This is a genomic window from Rhizobium azibense (assembly GCF_004342325.1).
In the GTDB taxonomy this organism is placed as follows: Bacteria; Pseudomonadota; Alphaproteobacteria; order Rhizobiales; family Rhizobiaceae; genus Rhizobium; species Rhizobium etli_B.
This window is the reverse complement of record NZ_SMBJ01000012.1, coordinates 81,857-94,556: the sequence shown is the minus strand read 5'-3', so window position 1 is coordinate 94,556 and position 12,700 is coordinate 81,857. Positions and strand designations below refer to the sequence as shown.

Sequence of the window (12,700 nt, the reverse complement as noted above, 5' to 3'; positions counted from 1 at the left end):
AGGGGAGGGTATTTCGATGCCTATCAACATCACGATGCCAGCCCTTTCTCCGACGATGGAAGAAGGCAATCTGGCCAAGTGGCTGGTCAGGGAAGGCGACGCCGTCAAGTCCGGCGATGTGATCGCCGAGATCGAGACAGACAAGGCGACAATGGAAGTCGAAGCCGTCGATGAGGGCACGATTGCCAAGATCGTGGTTCCGGCGGGTACGGAAGGCGTTAAGGTCAACGCGCTGATCGCGGTTCTTGCCGGCGAAGGCGAGGACGTTGCTGCGGCTGCAAGCAGCGCGGGTTCGGCCGCTTCGGCTCCTCGCGATGAAGTTGGCAAAGGTGGCGCGCCTACCGCTGCCCCGCTTGCCGCAAATGCCAATGTGAGCCCGAATGCTGAGGTGGCGCTGCAGGCCGCCCCGAAGGACGAGGGCGGCACGCGCACCTTCTCCTCGCCACTCGCGCGGCGTCTGGCCAAGGAAGCCGGTATAGATCTTTCCGCAATTGCCGGTTCCGGCCCGCGCGGCCGTGTGGTTAAGAGCGATGTCGAGGCCGCCGTCGCCGGTGGCGGCGTTAAAGCGGCTCCCGTTGCTGTGGCGCAGCAGGCTGCCGCGGCCCCGGCTCCGGCCAAGGGTGCACCGGAAGAGGCTGTTCTCAAGCTCTTCGAGCCAGGTTCCTACGAGCTGGTGGCGCATGACGGCATGCGCAAGACGATTGCCCGCCGCCTGGTGGAATCCAAGCAGACCATCCCGCATTTCTACGTCACCGTCGATTGCGAACTGGACGCGCTGCTGGCGCTTCGTGCCCAGCTCAACGATTCGGCCCCACGCAAGGATAATGCTCCCGCCTACAAGCTGTCTGTCAACGACATGGTCATCAAGGCGTTGGCGCTCGCGTTGCGAGACGTTCCGGACGCGAATGTGTCCTGGACGGAAAACAACATGGTCAAGCACAAGCATGCCGATGTCGGCGTCGCCGTCTCCATTCCGGGCGGGCTGATCACCCCGATCGTCCGCAAGGCTGAAGGAAAGACGCTGTCCGTCATCTCCAACGAGATGCGTGATCTCGGCAAGCGCGCCAAGGACCGCAAGCTGAAACCTGAGGAATACCAGGGCGGCACGACTTCGGTCTCGAACATGGGCATGATGGGGGTGAAGGACTTCGCAGCCGTCGTCAACCCGCCGCATGCGACGATCCTTGCGGTCGGCGCCGGCGAGCAGCGCGTCATCGTAAAAAAGGGCGAAATGGCGATCGCCACCGTGATGAGCGTCACGCTTTCGACCGACCACCGTTGCGTCGACGGTGCGCTCGGCGCCGAGTTGCTGCAGGCCTTCAAGGGCTATATCGAAAACCCGATGAGCATGCTTGTCTGATCATTGAGCGGAGACGGAAATGACGAAGACCGTTCTTTGCTATGGCGACTCGCTGACCTGGGGCTACGATCCGGTTTCGCTGGGCCGGCATGCCTATGAGGACCGCTGGCCAAGCGTGCTGCAGGCAGCGCTTGGCAATGCGGCGCATGTCATTCCGGAAGGCTTGAATGGCCGGACGACCGCTTTCGACGACCATCTCGCCGATTGCGACCGCAACGGTGCACGCGTCCTGCCGACGATCCTGCAGACGCATGCGCCGCTTGATCTCGTCATCATCATGCTCGGAACCAACGACATGAAGTCGGTCGTGGCGGGATCGGCTTTTGCCGCCTGCCAGGGCATCGGCCGTCTGGTGCGCCTGATCCGCAATCATGCCTGGCCCTTCGAATTCGATGGGCCCGACATCCTGATCATAGCACCGCCGGCGATCTGCGAGACGGCTAACGTGCCTTTTGCCGCTTCGTTCCCGGGCGGGATCGAGGAATCGGCAAAACTTGCAACCCTTTACCGTGACCTTGCCGATGAACTCGGCTGCGGTTTCTTCGACGGCAACTCCGTCGCGAAGACGACGCCGATCGACGGCATCCATCTCGATGCGGAAAATACCCGCGCTCTCGGGCGCGGGCTGGAATCGACAGTTCGGATGATGCTGGGGCTCTGAACATGGCCTCTTTCGCCGCGCTGCGGCCGGCAGAACGGCGGGACGCGGCGGAGCTTGCCATCCTCGTGGACATTGGCTCGCACGGCTTTGCTTCTTGGCTTTGGTTGGCGGAGATGGCGGGCAGCAGCGCCGACACGCCGCTGGAGCGCGGCCGGATGAAGATGAGCCGTGACGGCGCTTGGGGCAATTGGGAGAGTGCAGTGATTGCCGAGGCTTATGGCGAGGTTGCCGGAACGGCGGTGGGCTATCAGCTTGGCGAAGAGATCAGAGCGCTCGCGACGGATCGTCCGGCGCTGGAGCCTGTAATAGCGCTACAGAAGCAGGCGGCTGGAAACTGGTTCATCGGCACGCTGGCCGTCTATCGCCATCTGCGCGGCATCGGCATCGGGATGCGATTGCTGGGCGACCAGATCGAGAAAGCGGGAGACCGGGCCGTCAGCCTGATCACCGCAAGTGATAATGAGGCAGCGCTCGCGCTGTACGAGAAGAATGGATTTTCGCAAGCCGCCCGCGCTGAAGCCGTGGCGCTTTTCGAAGACAGCAGGAAACACGAGTGGGTGCTTTTGACCCGCCTCGCCGGATAAAAAGGGCAGGAAAACATGGCTGAGAATTACGACGTCATCATCATCGGCTCCGGTCCGGGCGGCTATGTCGCCGCCGTGCGTGCCGGCCAGCTCGGTCTGAAGACCGCGATCGTCGAACGCGAGCACCTGGGCGGCATCTGCCTGAACTGGGGCTGCATTCCCACCAAGGCGTTGCTGCGCTCCGCCGAAATTCTCGACCATTCCAATCATTTGAAGGATTACGGCCTCATTCTCGAAGGCAAGGTCAGTGCCGATTTAAAGGCGGTTGTTGGCCGTTCGCGCGGCGTTTCCGCACGCCTCAATGGCGGCGTCGGCTTTCTGATGAAGAAAAACAAGGTGGATGTGATCTGGGGCGAAGCCAAGATCACCAAGCCCGGTGAGATCGTCGTCTCCAAGTCCTCCAAGCCGGTTGTTGAGCCGCAGCATCCGCTGCCGAAGAACATCAAGAGCCAGGAAGGCACTTACACCGCCAAGCATATCATTATTGCGACCGGCGCCCGTCCGCGCGCGCTGCCGGGCATCGAGCCGGACGGCAAGCTTATCTGGACCTATTTCGAAGCGCTGAAGCCGGATGTCTTGCCAAAGTCCCTGATCGTCATGGGTTCTGGCGCCATCGGCATCGAATTTGCGAGCTTCTACCGCTCGATGGGTGTCGATGTGACCGTCGTCGAAGTCCTGCCGACGATCATGCCGGTCGAGGATGCGGAAGTGACCGCCATCGCCCGCAAACAGCTGGAAAAGCGCGGCATGAAGATCTTCACGAGCGCCAAGGTGGCGAAGGTCGAGAAGGGAGCCGGCAGCATAACGGCCCATGTCGAGACGGCTGACGGCAAGATCCAGCAGATCACTGCGGACCGCATGATCTCGGCCGTCGGCGTGCAGGGCAATATCGAGAATCTCGGTCTCGAAACACTAGGCGTGAAGACGGATCGCGGCTGCGTGGTAATCGACGGCTATGGCAAGACCAACGTTCCGGGCATCTACGCGATTGGCGATGTCGCCGGCCCGCCGATGCTGGCCCACAAGGCCGAACATGAGGGCGTTGTCTGCGTCGAAAAGCTCGCCGGCTTGCCGAATGTTCATCCGACCGACAAGGGCAAGGTTCCGGGCTGCACCTACTGCCAGCCGCAGGTCGCCTCTGTTGGCCTGACGGAAGCCAAGGCCAAGGAACTGGGCCGCGACATCCGCGTTGGCCGCTTCTCTTTCGCCGCAAACGGCAAGGCGATCGCGCTTGGCGAGGACCAGGGCCTCTGCAAGGTGATCTTCGACAAGAAGACCGGCGAACTCCTCGGAGCGCATATGGTTGGCGCTGAGGTAACCGAACTGATCCAGGGCTTCGTCGTCGCGATGAACCTCGAGACGACCGAGGAAGAACTGATGCACACGATCTTCCCGCATCCGACCGTCTCCGAATCGATGAAGGAAGCTGTGCTGGACGCTTACGGACGGGTGTTGAACGCCTGATAATTTCCCTTTCCGCCCTCTATCCGAAGGTGGAAACAACGAAAGGAAATCATCATGTCTATGGAGATACAGGCATTGCTTGTCTTCCTCCTGATCGGACTCGTGGCGGGCTTCCTCGCAAGCTTGGTCGTCGGCGGAAGCGGATTGATACGCTGCCTGCTCAGTGGCATCATCGGCGCGTTCGTGGGCGGGTTTCTGTTCAACGCGCTGGGAATATCGCTTGGCATTGAAAATGCATTGGTCGTGCAGATCATTCACGCCACAGTCGGCGCCATGATCGTGGTGTTGATTGCCAGGGCGATAGCTTAAGGAAAACGATGATTATGGAAGGCGTCGGCTGGATAGCGGCAATCATCATCGGCGGTCTGGCAGGCTGGCTCGCCGGAAAGCTGATGGAAGCGCGATACGGCATTGTGCTGAACACCGTGCTCGGCATCGTCGGATCGGTGGTCGCGACCGCCGTCCTGGCGCAGTTCCAAATCGAAGTGGCCGCAGGACGGCTCGGTTACTTTGTCACCGGCTTCCTCGGCGCCTGCCTGCTGATATTCATCGCCCGCCTCGTGCGGCGATAAATGCACATCATGGTTCGAATTGTAAGGTTCGAGCAAAACCCTTATGTGCAGACGGATGACGAAGCCGCATGGGGCGGCGGAAAGTTGATACTGCAATGGTAACCATTCTCGACACGATCAATTCCGACGCCAAGCGCGTGCGGCATCCGGAAAAGGCGAACCGCCCCGATACGGAAGTCATGCGCAAGCCGGACTGGATCCGCGTCAAGGCGCCGACCTCGAAGGGTTATGCCGAAACCCGCGCCATCGTGAAGGAAAACAACCTCGTCACCGTCTGCGAAGAGGCCGGCTGCCCGAATATTGGCGAGTGCTGGGACAAGAAGCACGCGACCTTCATGATCATGGGCGAGATCTGTACCCGCGCCTGTGCGTTCTGCAACGTCTCGACTGGCAAGCCGAACGCACTCGACATGGCAGAGCCTGAAAACGTCGCCAAGGCCGTGAAGGAGATGGGCCTTTCCCACGTCGTCATCACCTCGGTTGACCGCGACGACCTGGAAGACGGCGGCGCTGAACATTTCGAGAAGGTGATCTTTGCGATCCGAGCCGCCTCTCCGCAAACCACGATCGAAATCCTGACGCCGGACTTCCTGCGCAAGCCGGGCGCGCTGGAGCGCGTCGTCGCCGCCAAGCCGGATGTCTTCAACCATAATCTGGAAACCGTGCCGTCGAATTACCTGACGGTCCGTCCCGGCGCCCGCTATTTCCACTCCATTCGCCTGCTGCAGCGCGTGAAGGAACTGGACCCGACGATGTTCACGAAGTCCGGCATCATGGTTGGCCTTGGCGAAGAGCGCAACGAAGTGCTCCAATTGATGGACGACCTGCGAACCGCCGACGTCGACTTCCTGACAATCGGCCAGTACCTGCAGCCGACCCGCAAGCACCACAAGATCGAGCAGTTCGTGACGCCGGATGAATTCAAGTCTTATGAAACCGTCGCCTACACCAAGGGCTTCCTGATGGTGGCATCGAGCCCGCTCACCCGATCCTCGCACCACGCCGGCGACGACTTCGCCCGGTTGAGGGCGGCACGCGAAAAGAAACTGTTGATGGCGGCGGAATAATCAACGAAAGCTTGCATTTTTTGAAAGCCGCGGCGATCCTCCCGCGGCTTTTTCGTTAGAGGATGCCATGGCCTGGTTGAGCGATGTCAGGGATGCTGCCCATCGGTTGAAGACGGCTGATCGCGTACTCGTCATTGGCTGTTCCGGCGGCGGCAAGACCAGGCTTGCGCGGACGATTGCAACGCGCTTCAGCCTGCCTTTTGTTTCCATGGATCGCGAGTTCTTCTGGCTGCCGGGGTGGATCGCACGCGCTAGACCGGAGCAGCGCGCGCTGATAGCCGAACGGATCAAGGGAGATCGCTGGATCATGGACGGAACCAACACGTCCAGCTTTGATCTCCGGCTGCCGCGGACCGATATCGTCTTGTGGGTCCGCATGCCGCGGCTGATGTGCCTTTGGGGCGCCGTCAGCCGCTGGCTGAAGTGGATCGGGCGCACACGGCCGGAAATGACGCCGGGATGTCCGGAGAAGATCGATCTCGAATTCCTGGGCTACATCTGGAACTTCGAGAACAAGCACTCGCCCATGGTTCTCGCCGCCATGGCCCCCCACGGGCCCGATGTGCCGGTTCTCCAGCTAAAAACACGCCGTCAGATACGCGAGCTTCTTGATCTTCTCGGTTCTGCCGCTTAACTGCCGATCATGCCGCAATTCGAAACGCATCACCGCGTCCCGCACTCCGCCGATCAGATGTTCGACCTCGTGGCCGACGTAGAACGCTATCCCGAATTCCTGCCACTCTGCGAAGCCCTGAGCATCCGCAGCTGCAAGGAACGCGACGGCAAGATCTTGCTGATTGCCGACATGACTGTCGGCTACAAGGCGATTCGCGAGACCTTCACCACGCAGGTGCTGCTCAACAAGGGGGAGCGCTTCATCGACGTCAAATATATCGATGGTCCTTTCCGGTATCTCGACAATCGCTGGCGCTTTGAGGAGGCCGGTGGTGACGGCTGTACCATCCATTTCTTCATCGACTACGAGTTCAAGAGCCGGATCCTTGGTGCGCTGATGGGCTCGATGTTCGACCGCGCCTTCCGCATGTTTTCCGAGGCCTTCGAAAAGAGGGCGGAAGCGATCTACCGATAGCCGTCAGACGGCGCGTTCGGGCAGCTGTTACCGATCGAAGAAATGATCGAAATACCGATTTGCCGGATAGGCATATGCCCCCCGATCGATAAAGTTGCGCCGCGACAGGCAACTTCTCAGGGCCGCGTTGTAAACGAGGCTGAACGGATTGGGCGACCCTCTTCGCCAGGACATCGCCTCGTATTGGCAATATCCAAGAGCCCGATCGTATTTCGCCAGCAAGACCGGATCAGAATCGACGCGGATTCCATGATAGGTCTGATAGTTTGACGGGGCCTCGGCAGCCGATACGCAGCCCAGGCTCAAAACAACTCCCATTGCGGCCAGATATCTCATCGACGTAACCCCTTGCGCAAAGAAATCCGGCATAGGAACGGGCGCCAGTGCTCTTTGTTCCAAGCGCAGGATTACGCCCGGCTTTCCTGGAGTTCGATCAACATTTCCAGTGCGGTTTGTACAGTTGCAAGCCGCACCTTGCCGCGGCCGATATCGCCATAGAGCATCTTGCGGCGGATAAGCTCCCCGTTGCGCGATTTCGCCGCCAGATAAACCAGTCCGACCGGCTTTTCCGGCGAGCCCCCGCTCGGCCCGGCAATTCCGGTCACGGCGACCGCGACGTCGGCGCGGGAGCGGAAAAGGGCGCCGTGCGCCATTTGCACCGCAGTCTCCTCGGAGACGGCACCGAAGCTTTCGAGCGTGCGTTCTTGGACGCCGAGCATCTCGATCTTAGCGGTATTGGTATAGGTGACGAAACCGCGATCGAAGACTGATGAGGAGCCAGAGATCTCGGTGAGCGCGCCGGCGATCAGCCCGCCGGTGCAGGATTCAGCAGTTGAGATCATCTTCTTTGCCGTCGTGAACTCGCAGATGATGTTCTGTGCGAGCGAGAGGATGTCGGCCGTGAACATACTCACCCCTTTGCTGCGCGATAGACGACGGTTGCAGTTGCGATCGCCGCAATGCCCTCGCGGCGGCCGACGAAGCCGATGGTCTCGTTCGTCGTTGCCTTCACTGAGCAGCGGTCGATCGAAATATCCAGAAATTCCGAAAGATTGGTCCGCATCGCGTCGCGGTAAGGGCCGACTTTCGGCGCTTCGGCAACGAGCGAGACGTCGGCATTCATGATCGTGCCTCCGCGATTGCGCACGATTTTCGCCGCATGTTCGAGGAAGATGCGCGAGGCGGCACCCTTCCATTGTGGGTCCGAAGGCGGGAAGTGATCGCCGATATCGCCTGCGCCGCAGGTGGCAAGCAGCGCGTCCGTCAGGGCGTGCAGCGCGACGTCTGCATCCGAATGGCCCTTGAGCCGCTGGTCGTGCGGGATGAAGACGCCGCAGAGCGTGACCCCATCGCCGGCTTCCAACTGATGCACGTCGTAGCCGTTGCCGGTGCGCACGTCGGGCAGCTGTGATGACGTAAGCCGGTCGTCGGCAAGGGTGATATCCCGTTTGACCGTCAGTTTCACGTTGTCGGCAGCACCTTCGACAATCGTGACGGGAATCCCCGCCCATTCGGCGATTGATGCGTCGTCTGTGAAATCCATGCGACCGATCTCGCTTGCCTTTTCATGCGCCGACAGGATGGTGTCGAAGGCAAAAGATTGCGGCGTCTGGGCCGCGAAAAGATGCTCGCGTGACACCGTTTCGAGGACCGTGCCGGTAGCGTCCGCCCGCTTCAGCGTGTCGGCAACAGGCATTGCGGGTAGCACCGCCGGCGCACCGCCGGCAAGTGTGTCGGCGATTCGATCGAGGAGTTGGTGGTCGAAGAAGGGGCGAACGGCGTCATGAATGAGAACATGCGTAATGCCTTTGTCTTTCAGGTGCCTCAGTCCGGCGAGAACGGACTGCTGTCGTGTTGCACCGCCGTGGACAGCTTCGATCGGCGTGGTCGACAGCAGCTTGCGAAATACCCTTGCGACCAGCGCGTCGTCGTCAGGATGGACGACGACGACGATGTGGGTGGCGTGCTCCCATGTCATGAATTTTTCAAGCGTATGCGTGATAACCGGCTTTCCGCCGATCAGGCGATATTGCTTAGGACCCTCTTCATGCGAACCCGCCCGCTCGCCGCGGCCGGCAGCGACGATGACAATTCCAGCCGAGATCGGTTGCTTCGAATGCATTTGCGGCATAAATCCCTAAAAATGTGCGGACAGCGGCGCGACTGCTCTATCGCCTTCGCGGTTCGCTTTCCAGCATCTGCCCAAAAAATATCAATTCTCACCGAAGCCTCTTGGCAAGCCCTCTTAGTATGGCTAAAAATAGTGCAGCAGTATCGTGTGCCTGAAAGATAATCAATTGCATCCAATAAATCTTGCGGCGCCCTTGCAGATCGGAAACGTCTCCGTGCGCAACCGCGTTGTGCTGGCGCCGATGTCCGGCGTCACCGACATGCCTTTCAGGCAACTCGCCTGGCGCCATGGGGCGGGCCTGGTCGTAACCGAGATGGTAGCGAGCAGGGAGCTTATAAACAGCACGGCCGAATCATGGTCGCGATTGAGGGCTGCCGGCTTCAGGCCGCATATGGTTCAGCTCGCCGGCCGCGAGGCGCATTGGATGGCGCAGGCGGCCAAGATTGCGGCCGATAGTGGCGCCGACATCATCGATATCAATATGGGTTGTCCGGCCAAGAAAGTGATCGGCGGCTATTCCGGCTCGGCGCTGATGCGTGACCCCGATCATGCCTTGAGCCTTATCGAGGCAACCGTGAAGGCGGTCGATATTCCGGTGACGCTGAAGATGCGGCTCGGCTGGGACGATAATTCGATTAACGCACCACAGATCGCCAAGCGTGCCGAAGATGCAGGGGTAAGGCTGGTCACCATTCACGGCCGTACGCGCATGCAGTTTTACGAAGGCAAGGCGAATTGGGACGCGATCCGTGGCGTTCGCAACGCAATTTCGGTTCCGCTGATCGCGAACGGCGATGTCGACACACAGGCAGATGCGCAGGAGATCCTTCGCCGCTCGGGCGCGGATATGGTGATGATCGGCCGTGGTTGTCAGGGGCGGCCATGGCATGCAGGCGTGCTCGCTGGCTCAGCTGCGCCGTCGCCTGAAACAATACCGGACATTGCAGTCGAGCACTACGAAATGATGCTGGATTTTTATGGCGAGGCCACGGCTATCCGCCATGCGCGCAAGCACCTCGGCTGGTATCTGGAGCGCTTCGCACCGTCGCTGCCGGTTTCGCAGAAGGCGGAAATCATGACATCGCATAGACGGGCAGAAGTTGTCGCGCGCCTTCGCGATGCGCTGGCGGCCGGTTTGGAAATTTCAAAAGGCCGGGAGGCAGCCTAATGGATAAGGTTCAAGCCGATCATACCGGCGGCGTTGCGATGGCAGTGCTGAACGCGATTCAGAATCCGGTGGTGATGGTCGACGAGGCAGGCTTGATCGCCTTCGCGAACTGGGAGGCGGAATCGTTTTTCGGCGCCAGCGCGTCGCACCTCGCCCGTTACAAGATCTCCACCTTCATTCCGTTCGGAAGCCCGCTACTGGCCCTGATCGATCAGGTGCGGGAGCGCAGGGCGCCGGTCAACGAATACCGCGTCGATCTGAGTTCGCCCCGCCTTGGTCAGGACAAGCTTGTCGATATCTACGTCGCGCCGGTGATCAGCGAACCCGGCTCCGTCGTCGTGGTGTTCCAGGAGCGATCGATGGCCGACAAGATCGACCGTCAGCTGACGCACCGTGCGGCTGCCCGGTCGGTGACGGGCCTTGCATCCATGCTGGCCCACGAAATCAAGAACCCGCTCTCGGGCATTCGTGGTGCCGCCCAGCTTCTTGAGCAGTCGGTGGTCGATGAGGACCGTGCGCTGACGAGGCTCATTTGCGACGAGACAGACCGCATCGTGTCGCTGGTCGATCGCATGGAGGTTTTCTCCGACGAACGCCCTGTCGATCGTCTGCCCGTCAACATCCATTCGGTGCTCGACCACGTGAAGGCGGTGGCAAGGGCAGGCTTTGCCCGCCACATCCGCATCACAGAGAATTACGACCCGTCGCTGCCTGCAGTTTATGCCAACCGCGACCAGCTCGTGCAGGTCTTCCTCAACCTCGTGAAGAATGCAGCCGAAGCGGTCGCAGACCGGCAGGACGGCGAGATCATGCTGACGACGGCCTATCGCCCCGGCATCCGCCTTTCTGTCGCCGGAACGCGCGAGAAAATCTCGCTGCCGCTGGAGTTCTGCGTGCAGGACAACGGTCCCGGAGTGCCGTCTGACTTGCTGCCGCATCTCTTCGATCCGTTCATCACCACGAAGACGAACGGCAGCGGCCTTGGCCTTGCACTTGTCGCCAAGATCATCGGCGATCACGGCGGCATCATCGAATGCGACAGCCAGAACAACAAGACGACGTTCCGCGTCCTTATGCCGGCTTCCAAGGATGCTTCGGCCGATGATGCGGCAATTGCAAACCCAACAGGAACTTCTCGATGACAGCAACGATCCTCGTGGCGGATGATGACGCGGCCATCCGTACCGTGCTAAACCAGGCGCTCAGCCGTGCAGGTTATGATGTTCGCATCACCTCCAATGCCGCCACGCTCTGGCGCTGGGTGTCGGCTGGCGAGGGCGATCTGGTCGTGACTGACGTGGTGATGCCGGACGAGAATGCCTTCGATCTGCTTCCGAGAATCAAGAAGGCTCGTCCTGAGCTGCCGGTGCTCGTCATGAGCGCGCAGAACACCTTCATGACGGCCATCAAAGCGTCTGAGAAGGGCGCTTACGACTATCTTCCAAAGCCCTTCGACCTGACGGAACTCATCGGCATTATCGGTCGCGCGCTCGCAGAGCCGAAGAAGAAGCCTGCCAAGCTCGACGAAGACATGCAGGACGGCATGCCGCTTGTCGGCCGTTCGGCGGCCATGCAGGAAATCTATCGCGTGCTCGCCCGCCTCATGCAAACCGACCTGACGCTGATGATCACGGGCGAATCCGGGACCGGAAAGGAGCTTGTGGCCCGCGCGCTGCACGATTACGGCAAGCGCCGCAACGGACCCTTTGTGGCGATCAACATGGCAGCCATCCCTCGTGACCTCATCGAATCCGAGCTCTTCGGTCACGAAAAGGGTGCCTTTACCGGCGCGCAGAACCGTTCCACCGGCCGCTTCGAACAGGCCGAAGGCGGCACGCTCTTCCTCGATGAAATCGGCGATATGCCGATGGACGCACAAACGCGTCTTTTGCGCGTCTTGCAGCAGGGCGAATATACGACCGTCGGCGGGCGTACGCCGATCCGCACGGACGTCCGCATCGTGGCGGCGACCAACAAGGACCTGAAGCAGGCAATCAACCAGGGGCTCTTCCGCGAGGATCTCTATTATCGCTTGAACGTCGTCCCGCTGCGCCTTCCGCCGTTGCGCGACCGAGCCGAGGATATCCCCGACCTTGTTCGGCACTTCATTCAGCAGGCCGAAAAGGAAGGGCTCGGTACCAAGAGGTTTGACCAGGAAGCTATCGAGTTGATGAAGGCCTATGCCTGGCCGGGCAATGTGCGCGAGTTGGAGAACCTTATCCGCCGATTGGTGGCACTTTATCCACAGGACGTGATCACCCGCGAGATAATCGAAGCCGAGCTTCGTTCAGACGTGCCGGACAGCCCGATCGACAAGGGGCCGATCCGTGCGGGATCGATGACGATTGCCCAGGCGGTGGAAGAAAACATGCGAACCTATTTCGCAAGTTTCGGCGACAATCTGCCGCCTCCGGGCCTTTACGACCGGGTGCTGACGGAACTGGAATATCCGCTGATCCTCGCCGCATTGACGGCCACGCGCGGTAATCAGATCAAAGCGGCGGATTTGCTCGGACTGAACCGCAATACGCTGCGCAAAAAGATCCGCGAACTCGGCGTCTCCGTTTACAGAAGCTCTCGAACAGCTTGACAAGGCTGCAGCC

Annotated in this window: 15 protein-coding genes; 12 read left to right on the top strand and 3 right to left on the bottom strand. The window is 60.4% G+C overall.

Annotated features, from left to right (window positions below; all coding sequences use genetic code 11):
* Window positions 1-16 precede the first annotated feature (16 nt).
* The 9 genes from EV130_RS26715 to EV130_RS26675 all read left to right on the top strand — a co-directional run bounded on the left by EV130_RS26715 (window position 17) and on the right by EV130_RS26675 (window position 6,798).
* Window positions 17-1,360 (top strand): pyruvate dehydrogenase complex dihydrolipoamide acetyltransferase, encoded by a 1,344-nt coding sequence (locus tag EV130_RS26715; protein WP_132552585.1) that lies wholly within the window; start codon window positions 17-19, stop codon window positions 1,358-1,360.
* A 19-nt stretch (window positions 1,361-1,379) separates the two neighbouring features.
* Entirely contained in the window at window positions 1,380-2,021 is a 642-nt protein-coding gene (locus tag EV130_RS26710; protein ID WP_132662223.1) for an SGNH/GDSL hydrolase family protein, read from the top strand.
* A 2-nt stretch (window positions 2,022-2,023) separates the two neighbouring features.
* Window positions 2,024-2,605 (top strand): GNAT family N-acetyltransferase, encoded by a 582-nt coding sequence (locus EV130_RS26705; RefSeq protein ID WP_074061195.1) that lies wholly within the window; start codon window positions 2,024-2,026, stop codon window positions 2,603-2,605.
* 15 nt (window positions 2,606-2,620) lie between these two features.
* On the top strand, window positions 2,621-4,069 hold the full coding sequence (gene lpdA, locus EV130_RS26700) for a dihydrolipoyl dehydrogenase (RefSeq protein ID WP_074061196.1): 1,449 nt from the start codon (window positions 2,621-2,623) through the stop codon (window positions 4,067-4,069).
* 54 nt (window positions 4,070-4,123) lie between these two features.
* Window positions 4,124-4,378: a GlsB/YeaQ/YmgE family stress response membrane protein gene (locus EV130_RS26695; protein WP_074061197.1), complete on the top strand. Its 255-nt coding sequence runs from the start codon at window positions 4,124-4,126 to the stop codon at window positions 4,376-4,378.
* Window positions 4,379-4,392: 14 nt separating this feature from the next.
* A complete protein-coding gene (locus EV130_RS26690) occupies window positions 4,393-4,641 on the top strand; it encodes a GlsB/YeaQ/YmgE family stress response membrane protein (RefSeq protein ID WP_132662347.1) in 249 nt (82 codons plus the stop codon).
* 95 nt (window positions 4,642-4,736) lie between these two features.
* Window positions 4,737-5,708, top strand: coding sequence for a lipoyl synthase (gene lipA / locus EV130_RS26685; RefSeq protein WP_132552581.1), 972 nt, complete (start codon window positions 4,737-4,739; stop codon window positions 5,706-5,708).
* 67 nt (window positions 5,709-5,775) lie between these two features.
* The gene (locus EV130_RS26680; RefSeq protein WP_132662221.1) at window positions 5,776-6,342 is read left to right on the top strand and encodes a P-loop NTPase family protein; all 567 of its coding nucleotides are present in this window, start codon (window positions 5,776-5,778) and stop codon (window positions 6,340-6,342) included.
* Window positions 6,343-6,351: 9 nt separating this feature from the next.
* Complete coding sequence (locus EV130_RS26675; RefSeq protein WP_074061201.1) at window positions 6,352-6,798, top strand: type II toxin-antitoxin system RatA family toxin; 447 nt, start codon at window positions 6,352-6,354, stop codon at window positions 6,796-6,798.
* A gap of 27 nt (window positions 6,799-6,825) precedes the next feature.
* Here the strand turns inward: EV130_RS26675 and EV130_RS26670 are convergent, their stop codons facing one another.
* The 3 genes from EV130_RS26670 to EV130_RS26660 all read right to left on the bottom strand — a co-directional run bounded on the left by EV130_RS26670 (window position 6,826) and on the right by EV130_RS26660 (window position 8,929).
* A complete protein-coding gene (locus EV130_RS26670; protein ID WP_074063151.1) occupies window positions 6,826-7,134 on the bottom strand; it encodes a hypothetical protein in 309 nt (102 codons plus the stop codon).
* Window positions 7,135-7,205: 71 nt separating this feature from the next.
* Window positions 7,206-7,712 carry a CinA family protein gene (locus EV130_RS26665; protein WP_074061202.1) on the bottom strand — a complete coding sequence of 169 codons (507 nt, stop codon included), beginning with the start codon at window positions 7,710-7,712 and terminating at the stop codon, window positions 7,206-7,208.
* Window positions 7,709-8,929 (bottom strand): bifunctional 2-C-methyl-D-erythritol 4-phosphate cytidylyltransferase/2-C-methyl-D-erythritol 2,4-cyclodiphosphate synthase, encoded by a 1,221-nt coding sequence (locus EV130_RS26660; protein WP_132552579.1) that lies wholly within the window; start codon window positions 8,927-8,929, stop codon window positions 7,709-7,711. The genes EV130_RS26665 and EV130_RS26660 overlap by 4 nt, the downstream gene beginning before the upstream one ends.
* Before the next feature lie 145 nt (window positions 8,930-9,074).
* Between EV130_RS26660 and dusB the strand changes: the two genes are divergently transcribed.
* Genes dusB through ntrC form a run of 3 tightly spaced genes read left to right on the top strand, consistent with a single transcriptional unit; the run spans window position 9,075 to window position 12,687 of the window.
* Window positions 9,075-10,097 (top strand): tRNA dihydrouridine synthase DusB, encoded by a 1,023-nt coding sequence (dusB, locus tag EV130_RS26655; protein ID WP_207900911.1) that lies wholly within the window; start codon window positions 9,075-9,077, stop codon window positions 10,095-10,097.
* The gene (locus EV130_RS26650) at window positions 10,097-11,239 is read left to right on the top strand and encodes a two-component system sensor histidine kinase NtrB (protein WP_074061205.1); all 1,143 of its coding nucleotides are present in this window, start codon (window positions 10,097-10,099) and stop codon (window positions 11,237-11,239) included. The genes dusB and EV130_RS26650 overlap by 1 nt, the downstream gene beginning before the upstream one ends.
* Window positions 11,236-12,687 carry a nitrogen regulation protein NR(I) gene (ntrC, locus tag EV130_RS26645; protein ID WP_074061206.1) on the top strand — a complete coding sequence of 484 codons (1,452 nt, stop codon included), beginning with the start codon at window positions 11,236-11,238 and terminating at the stop codon, window positions 12,685-12,687. The genes EV130_RS26650 and ntrC overlap by 4 nt, the downstream gene beginning before the upstream one ends.
* The last annotated feature ends 13 nt before the right edge of the window (window positions 12,688-12,700 follow it).

Excerpts from the sequence above, each read along its gene's own strand:
- EV130_RS26715 (WP_132552585.1), top strand. The coding sequence starts at position 17 with ATGCCTATCAACATCACGATGCCAGCCCTTTCTCCGACGATGGAAGAA.
- EV130_RS26710 (WP_132662223.1), top strand. The coding sequence starts at position 1,380 with ATGACGAAGACCGTTCTTTGCTATGGCGACTCGCTGACCTGGGGCTAC.
- EV130_RS26705 (WP_074061195.1), top strand. The coding sequence starts at position 2,024 with ATGGCCTCTTTCGCCGCGCTGCGGCCGGCAGAACGGCGGGACGCGGCG.
- lpdA (WP_074061196.1), top strand. The coding sequence starts at position 2,621 with ATGGCTGAGAATTACGACGTCATCATCATCGGCTCCGGTCCGGGCGGC.
- EV130_RS26695 (WP_074061197.1), top strand. The coding sequence starts at position 4,124 with ATGTCTATGGAGATACAGGCATTGCTTGTCTTCCTCCTGATCGGACTC.
- EV130_RS26690 (WP_132662347.1), top strand. The coding sequence starts at position 4,393 with ATGGAAGGCGTCGGCTGGATAGCGGCAATCATCATCGGCGGTCTGGCA.
- lipA (WP_132552581.1), top strand. The coding sequence starts at position 4,737 with ATGGTAACCATTCTCGACACGATCAATTCCGACGCCAAGCGCGTGCGG.
- EV130_RS26680 (WP_132662221.1), top strand. The coding sequence starts at position 5,776 with ATGGCCTGGTTGAGCGATGTCAGGGATGCTGCCCATCGGTTGAAGACG.
- EV130_RS26675 (WP_074061201.1), top strand. The coding sequence starts at position 6,352 with ATGCCGCAATTCGAAACGCATCACCGCGTCCCGCACTCCGCCGATCAG.
- EV130_RS26670 (WP_074063151.1), bottom strand. The coding sequence starts at position 7,134 with ATGAGATATCTGGCCGCAATGGGAGTTGTTTTGAGCCTGGGCTGCGTA.
- EV130_RS26660 (WP_132552579.1), bottom strand. The coding sequence starts at position 8,929 with ATGCCGCAAATGCATTCGAAGCAACCGATCTCGGCTGGAATTGTCATC.
- EV130_RS26650 (WP_074061205.1), top strand. The coding sequence starts at position 10,097 with ATGGATAAGGTTCAAGCCGATCATACCGGCGGCGTTGCGATGGCAGTG.
- ntrC (WP_074061206.1), top strand. The coding sequence starts at position 11,236 with ATGACAGCAACGATCCTCGTGGCGGATGATGACGCGGCCATCCGTACC.